The sequence below is a fragment of the Agaribacter flavus genome (assembly GCF_042646125.1).
GTDB lineage: Bacteria > Pseudomonadota > Gammaproteobacteria > Enterobacterales > Alteromonadaceae > Glaciecola > Glaciecola flavus.
In genome coordinates this window covers 1-19,985 of the sequence record NZ_JBHRSW010000036.1, presented here as the reverse complement: position 1 = coordinate 19,985, position 19,985 = coordinate 1, and the positions used below count along the sequence as shown (strand labels likewise).

Below are 19,985 nucleotides of genomic sequence, written 5' to 3'. Positions count from 1 at the left end.
ATGTCCTAGAAATAAATATTAAGAATCGTTAAAAATTATTAAGAACCAATAAAAACAAATGGTTAAAAATCAATGTTAGGCCTTAGCTGTGTATAAAAAGGTTGCAGCTCCGGAGCTGATCTAATCGATTCATAAATGGGGTCAACAGTAAAATTCACGACATTGCGCTGCCTTTGGTCAATGGCCTGTAACATAAACTTAATTGCCCGTTCTTTTTCCCCAGCGTTTATGGCATATCTTGCATAGGAAAGAGGTGGCGTACCATGACCTACGTTGCTTGCTTCTTGTTTTTCATCCAGTAACCAATGATACACGCCTTGCAATCCAGTTTGAGCGAAGCGCTGAGTTAGGACGTGGATCTCTTGCTCAGAATAATCATTGTCTCGCAATATTTTCAGTAATGTTTTAAAGGCACTTTGCGCGTCGTTGTTGGCTTCATAAAAAGTAAGCGCAGCGAAGTTATATTGTGCCGATTCTCCATCAACATCCTCAAGATTTTTGAGCTCAGCTTCAGCCAAATCTAACTCACCCATCATAGTATAAATCCATACGGTGTTAGGTCGAGAGTAGCCTGTAGGGTCAAGCTTAATGTATTCGTATATATGATCCAGTGCTTGATTGAAACGACTGGTTTTCATTAAGAATTGAGCATATTGAAAATGTACTTGAGGATTGAATGGCGCAAGCGACACTGCTTCAGCGTGGTACTTTTGTGCTAAATCGATGTCCCAAGACAGGTTAAATTCAAGATTCGCTAATGCGAGTAATAGTTCCGGACTATTCCCCTCCAGCTCATACTGTCGTTCGAGCATCGTTCGAAATTTTGGGACCATTTCAACAGGTGATTGTTTGCTTGTATCCAATAGTTTTAGTTCTAAATTGACTAAATCGGTGTATACCAAGCCAAAATTTGGTTGTCGGTCTACGATCTTTTCCAAAACCGCCTTCGCCGCGATTAATGAACCATAATCTCCTAACGAAATGAGATAACGCGCATGCAAGAGCTCGTTTCGCGCATGATTGGTTAGGGTTTCGTCAGAAAAAGTGGGTGGATATTGTTGCCGATTCATCTGAAACACCAGTACAGTAGTAACTCCCACCGCTAATACTATGGAAAGAATGATCGCTTTTTTTTCCAAAAAAAACAATTGTCTGCGGTGATAACTTCTGTGTTTTGCCGATAAACTGATACCCCTGACCGGGGATTGTTTTGATAATTTGGGGCTGTTTAGGAGAGTCCCCCAGTGCCTTGCGTAAGTGACTAACCGCTACAGTGAGCACTTCCTCGGTAACGAATTTTCCTTTCCAAATTTCGTCAAACAAGACTTGCTTTGTGATTACTTGTTGCGGCTGTTGCATCATGAATAACAGCAGATTTAATGGTGTGTTTTCGATCCGTGCAAGTAATTCTCGACGCTTAAGATCTAAGAATACCTCGCCGGTAAGCGTGTTAAGCACCCTTTCATTGAGGATAATAAGATGGCTATTATTCACGCTGTGCAATGTTAATCAATAGAGACGGCTATGGGCTATATACACGATGGGCTCCATTCCTTCATCGTCACAGTAGAACACGACGATTATCACATCAGATTGTTTAGATATTACACAAGAAAATGTCTATTGCGAATAGTTGAGCTATATTAGTTTTACTTTGTATTTGTTTTTTATTGTATTCACAAACATAGCACCGGTTACACCATTAGCCCCAACTTCAATTTGAGTAGGTTTAGAAAGCATGGAGATCGTTGTTTTTAACGAGCGTCCTTTACAGGAATACTGATAGTCAGACTTGAGCTATCTTCAAAGTGTAATTTGGCTTCAAAATTTTGCCCGTTTGTGAAGGGCTCAGATAAGCCCATAAACATGAGGTGTTTTCCACCTGGCGCGAGCTGAACAGTCGAGTTGGGCGCGATTTCTATCCCGTCTTCGATTTCCTCCATGCTCATCACTTCGTCATTCACGAATGTTTCGTGAAGCTCTACCATGGACGCCACAGATTCATCGACCTCGACGCTAGATAACACAGCCACGTTTGATTCACTATGATTGGTAATAGATAAATATGCTGCGCCAGTGCGCGCGAATTTAAAAGTTTCACGCGCCCATGCGTCGTTTACACTCACGATCTCAGACATTTTAGTTGTATTAGCTTGTGTCGCAAAAACCAAGCTATTCCCTAAACCAAACCAAGCTAAAAAAAATATGGATGTGAGCAATCGTGGTGTCATTTTCATTCACATATTCCTTGTACAAATGGTAGAGATCAAATTGAGCGTAAACGCCCTATTTCCCCAGATATTTTTGGGAAGTAAGGCTCAGGCAAATAAGTCATTAGCTGCTCAAGCTTGTTACTTAATTCATGATAACTCTCTGCGGTCACATTAATGTGACCCATCTTGCGCTTTTCTCGCACTTCCTTGCCGTACCAGTGTAAATGACAGCCCGGAATGCTAATGAGATCGCGACTGAAAGAAGTACAACCGATGATATTAATCATCGCCGTTACTTTATTTGTATGCATCGCACCCAAGGGGAAATTTAAACACGCGCGTATATGCTGCTCAAATTGACAAGTTTCTGCGCCATTTTGCGTCCAATGCCCCGAGTTGTGCACCCGAGGCGCAATTTCATTCACCAATAAGCTGTCTCCCACTTGAAATAACTCAACCGCTAACACGCCTACGTAATCCAAGGCATTTGTTATTGCTGTGAATATTTCCTGAGCTTTCGCTTTTAACGCATCAGACAAATGTGTTGCCGGCGCTATTGACACATGAAGCTGTCCTTTGTGATGCAAATTTTCTGCAATATCAAAACACGCCGTTTTGCCGTCCTTCGTTCTAGCGCCAACTAGAGATATTTCGCGGTCAAAGTTGACCATTTTCTCAGCGACAATAGGTACAGTATCCAGATCTAAACTTGCCAACGCCGTTTTTATCCCTTCCATATCATCGGGAGACTGGTAACGCCATTGCCCATAACCGTCATAACCATCTCGTGAAGCCTTCAAAATCACTCGCTCACCCAAGGATTGAATAACATCCTCCAGCTCGGTAAACCTGCGAATGATTCGGTACTCAGCATTCGGAATACCACAACTATCTAACAACGCTTTTTCTCGAACCCTATCTGCCCCCGTCAAAATAGAACGAGCATTAGGCGACAACTTCCCACTTTCTTCTGCGATTGACAATAGTTCCTCGGGAACGTGCTCAAATTCAGCAGTGACAACATCAACATCGGCTAGGGCATAGTCTAGATTCAATTCCAACTTTTGCTTACTCACTGGGTGCAGAATTTCCCTGTTACTGACGTCAACAGCTTTTACATCTACTCCTAGCGGTGCTGCAGCCAAATACATCATTTGTGCCAATTGGCCCGCGCCATACACTAAAACTTTCATTCTAATTCCAAGCTTTGATTGGCAAGAACAGATTCAGTTTGTTGCTGTCTAAAAGCAATAATATTTTCACGTACGGCCTTGTTGTTTAGAGCGACAACCTGAGCGGCTAAAAGGCCAGCATTTGCGGCGCCTGCTTCACCAATCGCCAAGGTACCAACAGCGACCCCTTTTGGCATTTGCACAATTGAGAGCAATGAATCTAAACCATTTAATTGGCTTGAGAGAACTGGGCAACCAAACACCGGAAGGTGGGTGTGCGCGGCTATCATGCCTGGCAAGTGCGCTGCACCGCCAGCACCCGCAATAATGACTTGATAACCCTCATCTTCTGCTGATTCAGCAAAATCAACTAACAAATTGGGTGTACGGTGGGCAGATACAACCTGCGCCTTAAAGCTTACACCTAATTTTTTTAACATATTTGCTGCTTGCTGCATGGTAGGCCAGTCAGACTGTGATCCCATAACTATTGCTACTTGAGCCATATTTTTCACTTCTATTTAGTTAAGGTTGAGTGCACTTGTGGAATCGCCTCGTATATTTGCGCTATTCTTCGTAACACATCGTTCTACTTGAGTTGAGGCGATTTCGAGAGCGTAATTATCCCACCATTATAAAAGAATATGAATTGTAGCGCGACTATTTAGCATGCATGTAATCAATGGTCATGTTCGCAAGCAATTTCACACCTAATTTCATACCGCTGTCTTCCACATAGAATTCAGGCGTATGATGAGCAGGTGAGTCAGCTTCACTTACGTCCAAAGGTTTACCCCCCACCCACAAATAAATGCCTGGGACTTCTTTTTGGAAGAAAGAAAAGTCTTCAGCACCTGTCACAGCCTTGCTATTTATTACATTCTCTTGTCCAGCAGTTCTTATTAGCGAAGGTAACATTTTGTCCATCAGAGCAGGTTCGTTGTAGGTAATCGGATAGTTATAATCCAGAGGCAAAGTAAGCTCTGCTTCTGCTCTCATGCTCTGTGCAATACTATTAACCTTACGGGGCAAGGCTTCGTATATGTGCGAACGGGCTTGTTCATTCAAAGTACGAATAGTCCCGACCATTGTCACTTCCATCGGAATAATGTTGGATCGGTTGCCGCCGTGAATCGAACCAATAGTGATCACTGCTGCATCGTCAAGTAAGCGCAGTTCTCGACTGACGATAGTTTGTAAACCCATGATTACCTGAGCAGAAGTAGTAATGGGATCTACACTCTTCCAAGGATAGGCGCCGTGTGCTTGTTTACCTTTGATGACAATTTTAAAGGGGTCAACGGCTGCCATGATGCCACCGTGCCGATACCGCACTTTACCGACATCTGTGTTCGCGCTAATGTGTAAGCCAAAAATAACGTCAACATCGGGTTTTTTGAGCACTCCCTCTTCAACCATCACTTCAGCCCCTCCTCTCTCTCCACGCGGCGCGCCTTCTTCTGCAGGTTGAAAAATAAACTTAACCTTGCCTTTTAGTTTGTCCTTCATGCCGGTTAAAATTTCTGCGGCACCCATCAACATTGCCATATGAGTATCATGACCACAGGCATGCATAACAGGTACTGTATTCCCCTCAAATTCAGCTGTTTTAGTCGACTTGAAAGGCAAGTCATTCAGCTCTTTGACAGGTAAAGCATCCATGTCAGCCCGCAAAGCAACCGTTGGTCCTGGCTTACCTGAATCGAGTACAGCCACCACGCCTGTTATCGCTACACCCGTTTGGACATCAAGCCCTAAGTTTCTTAAATGTTTTTCCACATACTTAGCAGTTTCAAATTCCCTATTCGATAACTCTGGATGTTGGTGAAGGTGATGACGCCATTTAATCACTTTGCTCTCAATTAAATCAGCTTGTCTGGCTACTTCATCTGCATGCACAGAAGCACAAAACAGTATGAGTGAAAATAAGAAAATAGCTTTCATTTTGGTTCCTATCGTTGTCTAAGGTTGCTATTCACAAACAAGCTAAATTGATTTGAAACTTGTCAGGTATGAATGCGCCTGTGTTTTATTGTTATGGAAGTATCACTTTCAAATAATAGTTTTAGTGATTGCCACTTTTACAACCATGGCGATTGAGCACAATGATAGCGAAAAAAAGCACCATTTATAAGCCAATGATGTTGCCCACTTAAACGCAAGGTAAGCGAATACAATATACAAAAGTAAAAAGGCGAGCTTAGCGCTTAGCCAATGGTGTGCAAAGGGATATTGTCCAATGTAGTGCATTAAGAAAACAGCAGACAACACCAACCCAGTATCAATAAAGTGGGGTAATGATTTAAATACAAAGTGCTGTTTAAGTCTTGGCCATTGTAAACACAGCAAAAACCGTAGTATAAACAATAGAACACTTGTCATTGCCAATGCTATGTGAAAGTACTTTACTATTTGATACAAGACTGTGTTTCCAAACAAAAAAGGCCAGCTTGAAGCGCTGACCTTTTAGAGTAACCGTGCAAAAGTAGTTTTATCCCTTTTGCCTTTTCATCGATTCAAAAAACTCGTCGTTGGTTTTCGTCATTGACAGCTTACTGATCAAAAACTCCATTGCGTCTATTTCAGACATTTCATGGACGATTTTACGTAATATCCACATTTTCTGAAGTTCATCTTGTGAGGTCAGCAATTCTTCTCGACGCGTACCAGAACGGTTGAAGTCAATCGCTGGGAAAACACGCTTTTCAGCAATTTTGCGATTCAGGTGTAATTCCATATTACCCGTGCCTTTAAACTCTTCATAGATGACCTCATCCATTTTAGAGCCAGTATCAATAAGCGCCGTGGCAATAATTGTTAGGCTTCCACCCTCTTCAACATTACGAGCCGCACCAAAGAAACGCTTAGGTTTATGTAAGGCATTTGCATCAACACCACCCGTCAGCACTTTACCGGATGAAGGGATAACGGTGTTGTATGCGCGAGCAAGGCGAGTGATAGAATCTAGTAAAATAACGACGTCTTTTTTATGTTCAACCAGTCGTTTTGCTTTTTCGATTACCATTTCAGCCACTTGGACATGGCGACTGGCAGGCTCATCAAAGGTTGAGGCGACCACCTCACCTTGCACCAAACGTTGCATTTCCGTCACTTCTTCAGGACGCTCGTCAATAAGCAATACCATTAGTTGCGTCTCAGGATGGTTAGCCGCAATCGATTGCGCAATATTTTGCAAAAGTAATGTTTTACCTGCTTTTGGAGGAGCAACAATCAAACCACGCTGACCACATCCAACCGGTGAAGCAAGATCCAGTACACGCGCAGTGATGTCTTCGGTACTACCATTTCCGCGCTCCATTCTCAAACGAGAGTTAGCATGCAGAGGTGTCAAGTTTTCAAAGAGGATCTTATTTCGAGAATTTTCTGGCTTGTCAAAATTGACTTCTCTAATTTTGAGCAATGCAAAATAGCGCTCACTGTCTTTCGGAGGCCTAATTTTTCCGGAGATTGTGTCACCCGTTCGCAAATTGAAACGGCGAATCTGGCTAGGAGACACATAAATATCGTCGGGACCGGCTAAATAAGAAGAGTCTCCCGACCTTAAAAAACCGAATCCATCTTGCAGGATCTCCAATACACCATCCCCAAAAATATCTTCCCCGCCTTTAGCGTGGGCTTTTAAAATTGAGAATATGATATCTTGCTTACGGGCGCGGGCTAAATTTTCTAAGCCCATTTTTTCGGCTAGCTCAACTAGCTCGCTGATAGGTTTTTGTTTAAGTTCAGTTAAATTCATGTTGGGGGGTCTTTTTAATGTACAAGCACGTACGACTTAGGTTCTCTGTATGTTGTTTCGATTTGTTAGAAGCTTAATCTTTGCAAGTTTGATGGCTTAATCGCTTTAAGGAGATATTTGCCAATGGAAAAGTGTATCACCCAGAAAAGAAGTAGTTACTTTGGTGAATTGTTAATAATTTAGCACTAATTATTTAATGCGTCTAGTTTTCTATAAAAATAATGCAAAGATTACTTTTTCGTTTTCAAACCTTAGCTACTTTTTCACACTCTCTATATTATTCCCGCATGTTCAAATAGTATTTTGCTGAATACTTTCAGCGATATTTGAGGCTGTTTAGTCGGCAAATATAAAATATTCGCTTTGGGCAAAATAGCACAATTCAGCGCTGCTTGTCTTATTAAAAATACAATTCGTGAACCCTAACTTTTTAAGAGAAGTATTTAAAACACACATTCGCCATTGACTACATTTATTGATATTTGAATCGCTCATTTTGTTTTTGCCACCGTATTGCAAATTAACCCAAATGCACATCTTCATTGTTGTATGACAGTGTTTAATATTTTTTTTCACCAAGTTAATGTATACATTATATTTTTTCAAACTTTGCATGAAAATATTGAAATTTATCATTTTTAACTTACTGATTATGATATTTAATTTTTTTACCCATGAGTTTTTTATTTTATTGGTGAACAACCATTTCAAGAGTAAAACATTTTCCCTTGAAATTTCATTGATTTAATCAAAAATGCTACTTGTTCAACTCGAAACTAACCTAAATTTTCAAAGATCCCACAGTAAGCAAGATCAAATATAGCCTCTGGATCCCTTCGTTGAAATGGGTGTATTGTGTTATTTAGTTGTTTGCTAATTGTTAACATTCAACCTACTTTGAACAAAAATATCTATCTTTAGTCGTTAGGTCTGACTACGGTAAATTGAAAATTATCCCTAAGGGAGACACACATGAAGAACACGGGAACAAGGTTTAAGCTAAGCGCTTTAACCTTGGCAATACTTGCCAACTCATCAGGCGTCTATGCTGATCAGCAAGCCGCCGAAGAAGAAGTAGCCAACACAGAAGTTAATCAGAGTCCTGATAATTCGAGCAAAAAGGAAAAAGATACCGTTGAAGTCATAAAGGTATCTGGATTTAAAGGTAGCTTATTAAAAGCGATGAACGAAAAACGCTTCAGTAAAAACGTATCAGACTCAATTTTTGCTGAGGATATTGGTAAATCTACAGACCAAAATATTGCCGATGCGTTGTCCCGCGTTACTGGTGTTTCTATACAGAGTCAAGACGGAGAAGGTACGAGAGTTACAGTACGGGGCGCAAACCCTGACCAAAACGTAATAACGCTAAATGGTGTAACTTTGACGAGTTCTGATTTCAATCAATCAGTCGATTTAAGTGCATTTTCTTCGGATGTACTATCCAGTATCAATGTTGTCAAAACACCCAGTGCTGACCATGATGAAGGTTCGTTGGGCGCATCAATTCAACTTAATACTGTCAAGCCACTCAATGTAGGCCAAGATATAAAGAGACTAACTCTTCAAGGGCGTTACAATGATTTTTCAGAAGAAGAAGACTACAAAATATCTGGCACTTTCTCCAAAACATTTAACGACAATACCTTTGGCCTCTTAGTCACTGCATATGACGAAACCAGTTCAATCAGAAGAGACGAACTTAGGATAAGCAGATACACCGCAGAGCAGGTTGATATAGCGCGAGACCTCGAAGGTAAAATAATCACAAATTTCATGGCGCTAGCTCCAACAGACGTCGAATATGGTTTGTATACCAACCAAAGGAATCGTCAAGGCGTAGATGCGACATTTCAGTATCAACCTACTGACGAGACTGATATCGTATTAAACCTGAACTGGGCGAATCAAGATGTTATCGATACCAATCACAGTGTAAATATTAGGCCTAGAGTCGATCTTAAAAACTACCAAGAAGGCGTGGTAAACGTTAATGCTGTGAATGTTTTCCCAGATAGCATTCCAACATTTTCAGATCCTCAAGAAGATTGGGCTACTTTTGACCCAGAAAGCAGAACCCTTCTCAAGTCATTGGGAAGATTTGGTGATGGAGGGATGCAACGAAGAAACGGCGGCGGCACCACTGTCAATAAAGTAGCCAACTTAAATGTCACTCACTACTTTTCCGATTCATTTTCAATGGAGGTAGGGCTAAATTATTCAAATACTCACTTAGAGCCTACAAATAACGTTACTATGAATCTGCTCAATAACAAGGTTTGGGCACAAGTAAAAGCGCGGGCTAGCGAGTACGGAACACCACACACAGGTATACAACCAGCGGGTTACGACTGTACATCCGGAATTTGTGAATTAGTATTTGGTGACGGGTTTGTTTCACTTAATGATCCCGAAGTAACCGGTGATGAATTCTCACGCTCAGCGTTTAATCCAGATGACATAGCCTCGCAAGGTGTAAATTGGATGGCACTTAGCGAACAGGAAGTCGACGATACACAGCGTACAGCATTTTTAGACTTCGATTGGGAAGTAGATTTCGCGGGCATCACTAGTTTTGAGTTTGGTGCAAAATATTCCAAACGAGAAAAATTTGTCGACGACCAACTAGGCCAATTCAGAACAACAACCCAACCAATTGCAATTACTCGCTTCGACTCTGAGGGTAATCCAATCGGTCTGAAAGCTATCATTACAGGTGCTAACATTGGCTCAATCACCGCGGATAACTTTATTTCGGACGAACCCTTTCCTGTAGACGACTTTATGGCTGCTTTTGGTGTCTCTCGGAACAACATTACTGATGGCTGGACATTGGTCGACGAGGAAAAATTACTCGAACTTGCTTATGGTTTGGATGGAAACAATTTAGAGGTCGATGATTCCAGAACACGCCGCGTGAACTTGGAAAACTTCGCAACATATTTTAAAACCAACTTTGAGTATGTTGGTGGTAAACTAACAGGTGATGTTGGTATTAGGTACGTGCGCACCGATGTTGAAACATTTGGCAGCTCAGGGGCTAGGTTTTATAGCAGTACCTTCAACAGGACGTATGACCCATTTGTTTGGCGACAGCTTAGAAACCCAGAACTGGACACCTGCAACACAGACAATTTGTTTGCCCCATACCCCGCTGGGCAGCTAAGGTTTAATAGAATAGATGGCAACGGATGGGACCGCATAACTGATCCTGACAATCCCACGCGTTTACCCCAGGATCCGGCTGGTTACCCATGTTTTGATCCAAGGACAACACAGAATGCTTCTCAGGGAGGCTGGTGGTGGAACTGGCGTCATAGTGACATTACAACTTTGGTGCAAAATGTTTTTGATGATGACCCCTCAGTAAACAGAGACGACAGCATCAGAACATTTACTACAGTTGGCTCAAATACCTATGATTTGTTCTTACCGAGTTTAAACATTAATTATCAGCTCGCCGATGACTTGATTGGCCGCTTTGCAGCATCTAAAACGATGTCACGCCCGCCTATTGATAGCCTCAAACCTGGGTTTAATTTAAATGAAGGTATTTGGGGTGACGCTGCAACAACAACACGTGGTTCAAATATTACACTAAATAACCCTAAGTTGTTGCCGCAAGAGTCAATTAACTTAGATCTATCTCTTGAGTGGTATTTTAACGAAAGTAGTTTGCTTTCGGTTGCAGTATTTCATAAAGACATGTCTGATTTTATTGAGAATGAGACATCTATTGTTTATGCAGATGATTTACGTGATAAGGATCTAGAAGGCTACGATGCAGCCAATCTGATTCGCTCCGAGGAACAAATCAGAGAATACTTTGCGCAATTCCCAACTGGATATGAAGCGATTGGCAATGCTGGTTGTATGCCTCGCAGAGCGACTGTCGGTCAAGTGAGTGAAGAATGGTTTTACGATGATTCCGATTTAATTAATTATTGCGCAATTTTTGATGCTCGAAAGACAATCAACGGAAAAGGCGCAACGATTACAGGTATTGAGTTCTCTCACTCCCAAGTATATGACTTTTTACCGGGAATATGGTCTGGCCTAGGTTCCACAATGAATTACACCTACCAAGAAAGTGCTACTGACGAACAGGAATCCACAATAGAAGCAGGTAAAATACTACCGCAATTTCCGCGCGCTTGGACACCAAAGCATAGTTACAATGCAACGGTATTTTGGGAACAAGACGGGCATCAAATTCGTTTAGCTTACCGCGGAAAATCCGACGAATTAGTCAATAGATTTTCGCGTGAGGGAGCTGTTTGGCAAGAAGGCAATGGTACTTTCGACTTCTCAGCAAACTATAAAGTCAACGAGAATGTCCTCATATCATTTCAAGCCATCAATCTCACCGATGAAGGTGTTAGACGCTACTACACAAGTAGAGAACATTTGTTGGGAGATGTAGATGATCAAGGTAATGAAATTCCATTCAACGAAGGTAACGCACTAGAAGACAATGTCAACAAAAGCAGAACTCAGCTACTGCAAACAAATGGCCGCACCTTCCGTGTTGGCTTACGCGTTAATTTTTAGAGTGAAGGATTATCAAGATGAAATTTAAATATAAAAACTTATTAGTACCAGCAGTAATCACTGCACTCTATGGTTGTGGTAGTGGTACAGACAACGAAATCGTGAGAGTAGAAAACAACTCTCCCCCTGTTTTGGATCCAACGGCTCTGGTTGTAGAGGGTTTAAGTAGCACATACCTAAATGATAATGAACAACTTGAATGGGAGTTTCGGTTTAAAGAGAGCGAAGATAAGTTTCCTGACTTATTAACCAGCAGCTCAGATCCAGTTGACTTTTTCGATATTGATTTGCTGACGGGAATAAGTGATGCCGATAATGCTTCGGTACTTAGGGTAGAAAAAGTTCAATTTGTGTGGCAAGGCCCAGACTGCTCACTGACTGCAACCAACTCAGTTAATTATCCGGAAATATGTAATCCAATCTACGAAGCTTTAGGCTTCCTAGACGAAGAAGGTAATGTCATAAACACTACGCCTGCACAAGATCTGGAAATTAGGGAGCTTCAAAATCTACCCGTCACAAACGGTATTATTTATGGTTTTGAGCTGTTCGAGAACTTTTTACGCGTTACACCGACTGAGTTCGAACCAATACTCGTAACGGGGGAAACATCTCAACTTCACATGGCATATGTCGTCACTGACGGAGAAACTGAGGTTGCGCGTCGACTTAAAGTAATAATTGACGGAGAGGACGAAGCACCCCAATTTATTCAGCTAGATAGCAACGGCGATCCCATTTTAGACCCAGATACTGGCGAATCAATGCCAATAGACCAAGTCATGATGCCAATATCTGAAAAATCGTCGCCAATTACATTCAATATTATTGAGGGAATATTCGATCAAGACATTGAAGATGTTCAAGACCTTATACTAAATATTGGTGCCCTCGAAAATACCTATCAACCCATTCATTATCAAATTGAAAGACTAAATGTCATTGGTATGACGCCTCCGGAGGGTTTACCTGCTGGCGTATTCAATGACAGTAATTCTACAAGAGTATGGACAGAGGAAAGGGGAATTATTGAATATAACGTAACAGTTGACCCATCCCCGTATGCTGATTTACTTGAGAGAGGGGACAATGTTGAACTCGAATTCAAATTCCAAGTAACAGATGGTACAAATTTTGTGGATCGTAGCTTCTTCGTCACAATAAAAGGGGCTGATTTGTTTAATCCACCGGAATTCGAGGAGCCTGTTTTAACCCAATCATTACAAACCTCAGGTGAAGCTGTAACCTTTAATTTAAAAGAAGGTGTACTTGACTTAGATGGTGATCCGATTGAGATTATAGACTTCACTCCAGCAGAGGGAAGTACTGGATTTGGTGTTGATCTATCAAACCCCAATGCAGTGCGCGTTGATCCATACGGCTTCCTAAATCTCGCACCTGGCGAAGAAAAGGTACTTTCGTATACATATAGGTTAACTGATGGTGGTTTAACCTCAGATGAACGAGAGCTACGTGTTGTACTAACAGGAGCTAACCCCAATCTATTCCACGTCGGCAACCCTGACTCAAATGGATTCGAAGGAGGCTCGTTGGATGGCACTGCTTTTAGCGGTGATACAAGTATATTGAGCGTGACTTCTGAAGCTGCATATTCAGGAGAATACGGTTTAAATAACGCACAAGGTGGTACTTTCTTAGAGCTAGAACAAGAAGGTATAGAGCAAGGAAAAATAGAAGAAGGAGATGATTATTATATCAACTTCTTTGCAAAACAGAGTGCCGCTTGGGGCGGCGCAAGGGTCACTTTCAATAAGAATGCAGACGCGGCTGACTCATTTCAGATTGAAACTTCCCCAACTAGGGGAACGGCTGATTGGTTTGAGCATACTCTTACTTATGTTAATGCTGACGAGTTTTTCCAAACAGATTCAATATTTGACTTAACTTTCCGTCTTGATCAAGGTTCATTTGATGATTTTTCTATGGTCAAGTACGAATATACTCGTGCTAGAGATCTAGTGTCAGAAGGCCAATTCAGCCAAGGCGTAGCAGGCGGATGGCAAGTAATTGGAGATGGAACGCTTGCAGTAACAGAAGAAGCCAATAGAGTGCAAAATGTTGATGACTTGCAATACGGTCTTGAGGTGACTGCCGGCCCAGAAGGAGCCCAGCTCATCCTAGACTCATCGCAATTGTTGCAAGGTGCTGTTAAGCCAGGTATGCGGTATATCGTTCAATTTGATTTGAGAAACCCTAGCTACTCTGATCCTGCTGGTGCCAATCCATCAGTGATAAATGTTAGAATAGTTGACGAAAACGGTTCTGCATATGTCAGAAAAGCAGGCTTTGCTGAGGCTTCAGCAACGGCTTGGAACACCTATGCTTATCACTTGAATACTGTTTCAGTCGCTACTGATTGGCAAGGTACGCCGTATGCTTATGATCCTGAATTTGATTGGGAAAATGCAGATGTACAGCTACAATTTGACATACCAGCCGGTCAGACTTTCCAGTTGGACAATATTAGGATGTTCCCTGTGCCACAATAACAATTAATCAGTGCAATTTTAGGTTGCTATTTAAAAAGCTCGGCTTGCTTTTATTCCGAGCTTTTTTAATTTTAAAAGCTAATTCAGGTAAAGCACTAAACAAGGAAGCAATTTTGAAAATTAACACAACTAAAGTCGTTATCGCAGGCGGCGGCACTGCAGGCTGGATGACAGCTGTAGCGATGTGTAAACTTATTAAAAATATAGATGTAACCCTTGTCGAATCTGAAGAGATAGGAACAATTGGTGTAGGTGAGGCTACTATCCCTACGCTTCAGTTTTTCCACGAAATCCTTGACATAAACGAGGCTGATTTTTTACGTGAAACTCAGGGCACATTTAAACTGGGAATTAAATTTGAAAATTGGAAACAAATAGAACACAGTTACATCCATGCTTTTGGTAAAACAGGTAAAGACTGCTGGGCATGTGATTTTCAACATTTCTGGGTAAAAGCTCAAAAGCTTGGTCTGACTAACGAATTCGGTGATTTTTGTGTTGAACAGGTTGCTGCCAGCCTAGGAAAATTTGCTAGGGTAAAAAACAATGGAATTAACTACGCATACCATATTGACGCAAGTAAATATACGCTATATCTACGGAAAATATGTGAACAACGAGGACTGAAAAGAATAGAGGGCAAAATTCAGAGCGTTGAATTGAACAAAGACAATGGTAAGGTTCGAGCTTTGAAACTCAGCTCGGGTAAAGAACTGCCTGGAGACTTGTTTATTGACTGTACAGGTCAACGTGGACTGCTTATTGGTCAAGCTTTGAAAACAGAGTATAAAGATTGGTCAAATTGGCTCCCCAATGACCGCGCTATTGCTTTGCAATCGACCTCAGTTGAGCCACCAAAGCCTTACACTCGCTCAATCGCTCATTCTTGTGGGTGGCAATGGCGCATTCCTCTGCAAAATCGCGTTGGAAATGGAATTGTCTATAGTAGTAAATACATGTCTGACAACGATGCAGAAAAGCTTCTTTTTAAACACATTGATGGGCAGCCCCTAACGTCACCAAAATTGATTGAGTTTAAGACTGGGAGCCGTCGTCTGCACTGGAATAAGAATTGTGTAGCGATTGGCCTTTCCTCAGCTTTTCTCGAACCATTGGAATCCACGAGTATTCACCTTATTCAGCGCTCTATAATCAGGCTACTCAAATTATTCCCTTCAAATGGTATTCTCCAGAGTCATGTAGATGAGTTTAATCAGCAAACCGCTGTTGATATCGAGGCAATTCGCGATTTTATCATTATGCACTACGTTGTAACTGAACGAGACGACAGTGCTTACTGGCGTTATTTTAAAGGCATAAAGCTGCCTAAGAATTTGCATCATAGATTGCGTTTATTTGAAGAATCAGGACATATATGTCTTAAAAATGGTGAGCTCTTTGAAGATTCTTGGATGCAGGTTTTGATAGGACAGGGCTTAATCCCTAAATATTATCATCCTATCGTGGACAACATGAGTGATGCTGAACTTAAGCAATTCATCAATATGATGAAAGATCGTGAACTAAAACGCGCTAATTCCTTACCATCGCATCAAAGTTTTATTGATGAATATTGCAAAACAGCACTAACTAAAATGTGACTATCCAAGCCAGCTCTTTCTAAAAGTACAAGCGCCATTATTACCAGTATCGAAACAATTAATTTCATAATTTATCAATTATTTCTAAGATATTTCCAGATATAGTGGTCTCAATCTAACCACATACTCAAGGATTTTCTTATGCCAAGACCACCGCTCCCACCTTTTACAGAAAGCTCTGCAAAGGAAAAAATTCGCCTTGCCGAGGATGGCTGGAACTCCAGAGATCCGAAGCGAGTCGCTCTCGCCTACACCGAAGATTGCCCATGGCGCAATCGCGCTGAATTCATTCAAGGCAGGGAAGAAATAGAAGCATTCTTACAGCGCAAATGGACGCGCGAATTAGACTATCGCTTAATAAAAGAATTGTGGGCATACACAGATAATCGCATAGCGGTGAGATTTGCGTATGAGTTCCGAGATGATTCAGACCAATGGTTTAGAGCATATGGAAACGAAAATTGGGAATTTAATGAAGACGGTCTAATGAAACAAAGAATAGCAAGTATTAATGAGCATCCGATCTCTGAGGGAGAAAGAAAATTCGATTGGCCACTTGGTAGACGACCAGATGATTTTCCAAGCTTGAGCGAGCTTGGGTTTTAATTGAGAAAACCGGTTTTACAAAATTTAATAAACAACTTAAGAGTAAACAACTATGAATGCTAAATTTTCAAAAGAAAACAGCCCCATCAAGTTATATAGAAACCCACTATCAGGTCATTGCCACAGGGTGGAACTGATGCTGTCGTTCTTAGATATTCCTTACGAAACGATCGATTTAGATATGGCAAATGGCGCTCACAAAGCGCCCGAATATCTAAAAATCAGTCCGTTTGGTCAAGTCCCAGCCATTGACGACAATGGATTTACACTTGCTGACTCAAATGCAATTATTATTTATTTGAACAACAAGTACAATGATGGGTATGAATGGTACCCTGAAGATCCAGTCAAAGCTGCCGAAGTACAACGATGGTTGTCAGTTGCTGCGGGAGAAATAGCCTATGGCCCTTGCGCCGTACGTTTAGTTAAAGTATTCGGTGCGGGACTAGACTATGAAGGGGCTAAACAAAAAACGCTTGGGCTGTTTTCGGTACTGGAGCCCATACTTCAAGATAGAGATTTTCTAGCGGGAAATGTGATTACTTTGGCAGATGTGGCAGGCTACAGTTACATCTCTCATGTGCCAGAGGGTGGGGTATCACTAGAACCGTATCCATCTATACAAGCTTGGTTGGCGAAGATAGAAGCACATCCTAGATTTGTTGGCATGAAACGCTCACCAGAACCCACTGAATAGATATTGCCTTTGTTAGGAGACAAACATGTCAGACAACAAAAAATCCCAATTTCATCGGGCTGAAATAGCAGTACAAGAAAAATTAGGCGTTGCTGACATGGTTGCGCAATATAGTGAGGGGTTTGTCAGGCCAGCAATGCCGAATCAACATCGCGAGTTCTTTGAGAACCTCAATATGGTCATTGTCGCAATGGTTGACCATGAGGGCTATCCTTAGGCTCTTCCATTGTTTGGCAAGGCTGGTTTTATTCAATCCCCTAATGACAAAACACTCACTATTTCCTCAATCCCCAATTTGAAAGAAACGCTCAACTTAGATTTTACTCAAGATAAAAAAATAGGTTTAGTTGGGGTGGAATTACACACGCGAAGACGCAACAGAATGAATGGGCGCATTAAACATATAGGAAGTGAAGAATTTTCTATCAGTGTAGAACAAAGCTTTGGGAATTGTCCGCAATATATCCAAAAACGTCATCTGAATGGAGCAATAAACACAAAAAGGAATATACCCAGTTCTCTAGGCCTTGATAGCTCACCCTCAAAACAAACAAGGAGACTCGTTTCACAAGCGGATACATTCTTTATTGCATCACGCACAAAAATTTTTTCAGAGGATGAGCGATGTGGCATCGATGCATCCCATCGAGGTGGAAAACCTGGTTTTGTAAAAATTGATGGTGACACACTATATTTTCCAGACTTTAGTGGAAACAGATTTTTCAATACGCTTGGCAACATTAAATCAGATGGCCGAGTAGGACTATTTTTCCCAAATTTTTCTAATGGTGAGGCCGTATTTATTTCAGGAGATGCCTCTATTATTTGGGACGAAGCCATCAGCGCAAAAGTTGAAGGTGCAGAACGCGTTATATCAATAAAGATACGCAATAGCATTTTTATTCCTGATTACTTGGAAATGACCGGTGAATTGGAAGAAATGTCCCCCTCCCTAACCAACACTGGTACTTGGCCTAATGATACAGGGACAAAACAAAGCTCAGGTTTATTTACAATAATTAATAAACGAAAAGAAAGTCGTGATATTACTTCTTTTTACCTCGCTCCAAAAAGTATCAACTCAACATTGAAGCAATACGTGCCAGGGCAATTTTTACCTATTGGTGTAAAGCAAGAAGGAACGAGTGAGCTAATTAATCGTAGTTATACCTTATCGCGAGCTCCAGCCGATGATAGCTACCGGATTTCCGTAAAACGAGAAAAGAACGGAACGGTTTCGCGTATTTTACATGATGAACTTCATGTTGGTGACACTATTCAAGCTGGTCAGCCTGCAGGACAGTTTACTTTAGCGGAAAATGAGCATTCGATTGTTTTCCTGTCGGGGGGAGTGGGTATAACCCCAATGTTAGCCATGCTAGAGAGTCTGGTAAAGAAGTACGAAAGAGATAAACAAGTAAAAAAAGTGTGGTTCATACACGGTACGCAAAGCCCTGAAACCCTTGCATTTTTGAACGAACTAAATACATACACGACTCGCTATTCATGGTTAAACACACACATCATCTTTTCGCGTTCTCTTCCAAATAACAGGAATATGGACGTAAAAATAAACTCAGGGAGAGTAAATATTGAGTTACTCAAACAAATTTTGCCTTTCGATCACTACGATTTTTACCTTTGCGGTTCTGAACCCTTTATGCGTCAACTATACTCAGGCTTGACAGGTATGGGTATTAAACCTTCTAACATTTTTTATGAATTCTTTGGGCAAGGTAGCATTGAAGAGTCAAATAACGAGGGGTTAGAGACAGCGGAAGAGACGGAAATTCATTTTACAAAAAGCAATATAAAAGCAAGGTGGACTCAAGAAGAAGGCTCGCTACTTGAATTTGCAGAAAAACAGGGGCTAAAGCCTATGTATAGCTGCAGAGTAGGTAATTGTGGTGCGTGCAGTTGTGGTGTAAACAATGGTGATGTCACCTATTCAAATGTGCCATCATTTATCGCCGACGAGGGTAAAGTATTACTTTGCAGCGCTACACCCAAACGGGGAACAACGACACTTTCGATAGACTTGTAAAACAAGTCTATTGTTGGGATATGTTAATAAACGGGTTTTCTCGCAGTCGTTCTACAGCCAAGTCTATAAATGAGCGAATTTTTGCATTCGCTCTCCGGCCTTCAACATGGACAACGCTTACCGGTAGTGGCGAACCTTCATAAGCTGTCAACATAGGACGCAGGGTTCCTTTTGAAAGCTCTTCCCCGACCTGGTATGACATTAGTCTGGTAATGCCAAATCCATCAAGTGCAGCTGACAAAGCAGCTATATTTTGGTTGCAGCGCAATCGTGGCGATAACTTGACAGTCTCAGTCGTACCGGCACCACTATTCTGAAATTCCCATACCGTCTTACTTTCAAAGGTAGTGGGGTAAATAATGTCATGCTCGCACAATTCTGAAGGATACTTAGGGACACCTCTTCTCTTTATGTATCTGGGCGATGCGCATACAATTCGTCGCACTTCGCCTACTTTCGTTGCATACAGAGTAGAATCTTTTAGATGTCCAATTCTAATTGCAACATCTAGTTCCTCTTCAAGTAAATTAGTCACTCGGTCATAGAACATAGCTTTCACCGAAACCGCGGGATTGTTATTCAAGTATTCTTGAACAATTGGAATAATATGCTTTTGTCCAAACAAAACTGGAGCGGTTACAGTTAACACACCTTTTGGCTTACTGTACACCCCTGCTGCTTCTGCTTCTGTCAAAACCTCCAGTACTTTTTCAGAATCATGAAGAAACCTCGCGCCAGCTTCGGTCAACCGAACCAATCGCGTAGTGTAAGCGATCAAAATAGACCGTTCTTCTTTTACTAAGTTGAGCCCCTAAAATGAGGTCATTGATTAAG

General features: G+C 41.5%; 16 protein-coding genes. 7 read left to right on the top strand and 9 right to left on the bottom strand.

Annotated features, from left to right (window positions below):
• Nucleotides 1-62: 62 nt before the first annotated feature.
• The 8 genes from ACFOHL_RS14525 to rho all read right to left on the bottom strand — a co-directional run bounded on the left by ACFOHL_RS14525 (nucleotide 63) and on the right by rho (nucleotide 7,142).
• Entirely contained in the window at nucleotides 63-1,070 is a 1,008-nt protein-coding gene (locus ACFOHL_RS14525; protein ID WP_376920967.1) for a tetratricopeptide repeat protein, read from the bottom strand.
• Nucleotides 1,036-1,494: a winged helix-turn-helix domain-containing protein gene (locus ACFOHL_RS14520; protein ID WP_376920966.1), complete on the bottom strand. Its 459-nt coding sequence runs from the start codon at nucleotides 1,492-1,494 to the stop codon at nucleotides 1,036-1,038. Before ACFOHL_RS14520 ends, ACFOHL_RS14525 begins: the two co-directional genes overlap by 35 nt.
• A gap of 260 nt (nucleotides 1,495-1,754) precedes the next feature.
• On the bottom strand, nucleotides 1,755-2,237 hold the full coding sequence (locus tag ACFOHL_RS14515; protein ID WP_376920965.1) for a copper chaperone PCu(A)C: 483 nt from the start codon (nucleotides 2,235-2,237) through the stop codon (nucleotides 1,755-1,757).
• 29 nt (nucleotides 2,238-2,266) lie between these two features.
• Complete coding sequence (locus tag ACFOHL_RS14510; RefSeq protein WP_376920964.1) at nucleotides 2,267-3,406, bottom strand: 5-(carboxyamino)imidazole ribonucleotide synthase; 1,140 nt, start codon at nucleotides 3,404-3,406, stop codon at nucleotides 2,267-2,269.
• Complete coding sequence (gene purE / locus ACFOHL_RS14505; RefSeq protein ID WP_376920963.1) at nucleotides 3,403-3,891, bottom strand: 5-(carboxyamino)imidazole ribonucleotide mutase; 489 nt, start codon at nucleotides 3,889-3,891, stop codon at nucleotides 3,403-3,405. Before purE ends, ACFOHL_RS14510 begins: the two co-directional genes overlap by 4 nt.
• A gap of 154 nt (nucleotides 3,892-4,045) precedes the next feature.
• The gene (locus ACFOHL_RS14500) at nucleotides 4,046-5,329 is read right to left on the bottom strand and encodes an amidohydrolase (protein WP_376920962.1); all 1,284 of its coding nucleotides are present in this window, start codon (nucleotides 5,327-5,329) and stop codon (nucleotides 4,046-4,048) included.
• Nucleotides 5,330-5,437: 108 nt separating this feature from the next.
• On the bottom strand, nucleotides 5,438-5,806 hold the full coding sequence (locus ACFOHL_RS14495) for a SirB2 family protein (RefSeq protein ID WP_376920961.1): 369 nt from the start codon (nucleotides 5,804-5,806) through the stop codon (nucleotides 5,438-5,440).
• Between the two features lie 70 nt (nucleotides 5,807-5,876).
• Nucleotides 5,877-7,142 carry a transcription termination factor Rho gene (gene rho, locus ACFOHL_RS14490; protein ID WP_376920960.1) on the bottom strand — a complete coding sequence of 422 codons (1,266 nt, stop codon included), beginning with the start codon at nucleotides 7,140-7,142 and terminating at the stop codon, nucleotides 5,877-5,879.
• Nucleotides 7,143-8,114: 972 nt separating this feature from the next.
• On the opposite strand from rho, the gene ACFOHL_RS14485 reads away from it, so the two are divergent.
• The 7 genes from ACFOHL_RS14485 to ACFOHL_RS14455 all read left to right on the top strand — a co-directional run bounded on the left by ACFOHL_RS14485 (nucleotide 8,115) and on the right by ACFOHL_RS14455 (nucleotide 19,151).
• The gene (locus ACFOHL_RS14485; protein ID WP_376920959.1) at nucleotides 8,115-11,693 is read left to right on the top strand and encodes a TonB-dependent receptor; all 3,579 of its coding nucleotides are present in this window, start codon (nucleotides 8,115-8,117) and stop codon (nucleotides 11,691-11,693) included.
• Between the two features lie 17 nt (nucleotides 11,694-11,710).
• Complete coding sequence (locus ACFOHL_RS14480; protein ID WP_376920958.1) at nucleotides 11,711-14,203, top strand: hypothetical protein; 2,493 nt, start codon at nucleotides 11,711-11,713, stop codon at nucleotides 14,201-14,203.
• Nucleotides 14,204-14,316: 113 nt separating this feature from the next.
• Nucleotides 14,317-15,804 (top strand): tryptophan halogenase family protein, encoded by a 1,488-nt coding sequence (locus tag ACFOHL_RS14475; protein ID WP_376920957.1) that lies wholly within the window; start codon nucleotides 14,317-14,319, stop codon nucleotides 15,802-15,804.
• A 141-nt stretch (nucleotides 15,805-15,945) separates the two neighbouring features.
• Nucleotides 15,946-16,410 carry a nuclear transport factor 2 family protein gene (locus ACFOHL_RS14470; protein ID WP_376920956.1) on the top strand — a complete coding sequence of 155 codons (465 nt, stop codon included), beginning with the start codon at nucleotides 15,946-15,948 and terminating at the stop codon, nucleotides 16,408-16,410.
• Nucleotides 16,411-16,462: 52 nt separating this feature from the next.
• Nucleotides 16,463-17,107, top strand: a complete 645-nt coding sequence (locus ACFOHL_RS14465) for a glutathione S-transferase family protein (protein ID WP_376920955.1) — start codon at nucleotides 16,463-16,465, stop codon at nucleotides 17,105-17,107.
• Nucleotides 17,108-17,132: 25 nt separating this feature from the next.
• Nucleotides 17,133-17,324 carry a hypothetical protein gene (locus tag ACFOHL_RS14460; RefSeq protein WP_376920954.1) on the top strand — a complete coding sequence of 64 codons (192 nt, stop codon included), beginning with the start codon at nucleotides 17,133-17,135 and terminating at the stop codon, nucleotides 17,322-17,324.
• 9 nt (nucleotides 17,325-17,333) lie between these two features.
• Nucleotides 17,334-19,151, top strand: coding sequence for an FAD-binding oxidoreductase (locus ACFOHL_RS14455; RefSeq protein ID WP_376920953.1), 1,818 nt, complete (start codon nucleotides 17,334-17,336; stop codon nucleotides 19,149-19,151).
• A 7-nt stretch (nucleotides 19,152-19,158) separates the two neighbouring features.
• Here the strand turns inward: ACFOHL_RS14455 and ACFOHL_RS14450 are convergent, their stop codons facing one another.
• On the bottom strand, nucleotides 19,159-19,845 hold the full coding sequence (locus tag ACFOHL_RS14450) for a LysR substrate-binding domain-containing protein (protein ID WP_376920952.1): 687 nt from the start codon (nucleotides 19,843-19,845) through the stop codon (nucleotides 19,159-19,161).
• Nucleotides 19,846-19,985: the final 140 nt, after the last annotated feature.

What these genes read in the sequence shown, in the direction of transcription:
- ACFOHL_RS14525 (WP_376920967.1), bottom strand. Translation starts at nt 1,070, where the DNA reads ATGAATCGGCAACAATATCCACCCACTTTTTCTGACGAAACCCTAACC.
- ACFOHL_RS14515 (WP_376920965.1), bottom strand. Translation starts at nt 2,237, where the DNA reads ATGAAAATGACACCACGATTGCTCACATCCATATTTTTTTTAGCTTGG.
- ACFOHL_RS14510 (WP_376920964.1), bottom strand. Translation starts at nt 3,406, where the DNA reads ATGAAAGTTTTAGTGTATGGCGCGGGCCAATTGGCACAAATGATGTAT.
- purE (WP_376920963.1), bottom strand. Translation starts at nt 3,891, where the DNA reads ATGGCTCAAGTAGCAATAGTTATGGGATCACAGTCTGACTGGCCTACC.
- ACFOHL_RS14500 (WP_376920962.1), bottom strand. Translation starts at nt 5,329, where the DNA reads ATGAAAGCTATTTTCTTATTTTCACTCATACTGTTTTGTGCTTCTGTG.
- rho (WP_376920960.1), bottom strand. Translation starts at nt 7,142, where the DNA reads ATGAATTTAACTGAACTTAAACAAAAACCTATCAGCGAGCTAGTTGAG.
- ACFOHL_RS14485 (WP_376920959.1), top strand. Translation starts at nt 8,115, where the DNA reads ATGAAGAACACGGGAACAAGGTTTAAGCTAAGCGCTTTAACCTTGGCA.
- ACFOHL_RS14480 (WP_376920958.1), top strand. Translation starts at nt 11,711, where the DNA reads ATGAAATTTAAATATAAAAACTTATTAGTACCAGCAGTAATCACTGCA.
- ACFOHL_RS14470 (WP_376920956.1), top strand. Translation starts at nt 15,946, where the DNA reads ATGCCAAGACCACCGCTCCCACCTTTTACAGAAAGCTCTGCAAAGGAA.
- ACFOHL_RS14465 (WP_376920955.1), top strand. Translation starts at nt 16,463, where the DNA reads ATGAATGCTAAATTTTCAAAAGAAAACAGCCCCATCAAGTTATATAGA.
- ACFOHL_RS14460 (WP_376920954.1), top strand. Translation starts at nt 17,133, where the DNA reads ATGTCAGACAACAAAAAATCCCAATTTCATCGGGCTGAAATAGCAGTA.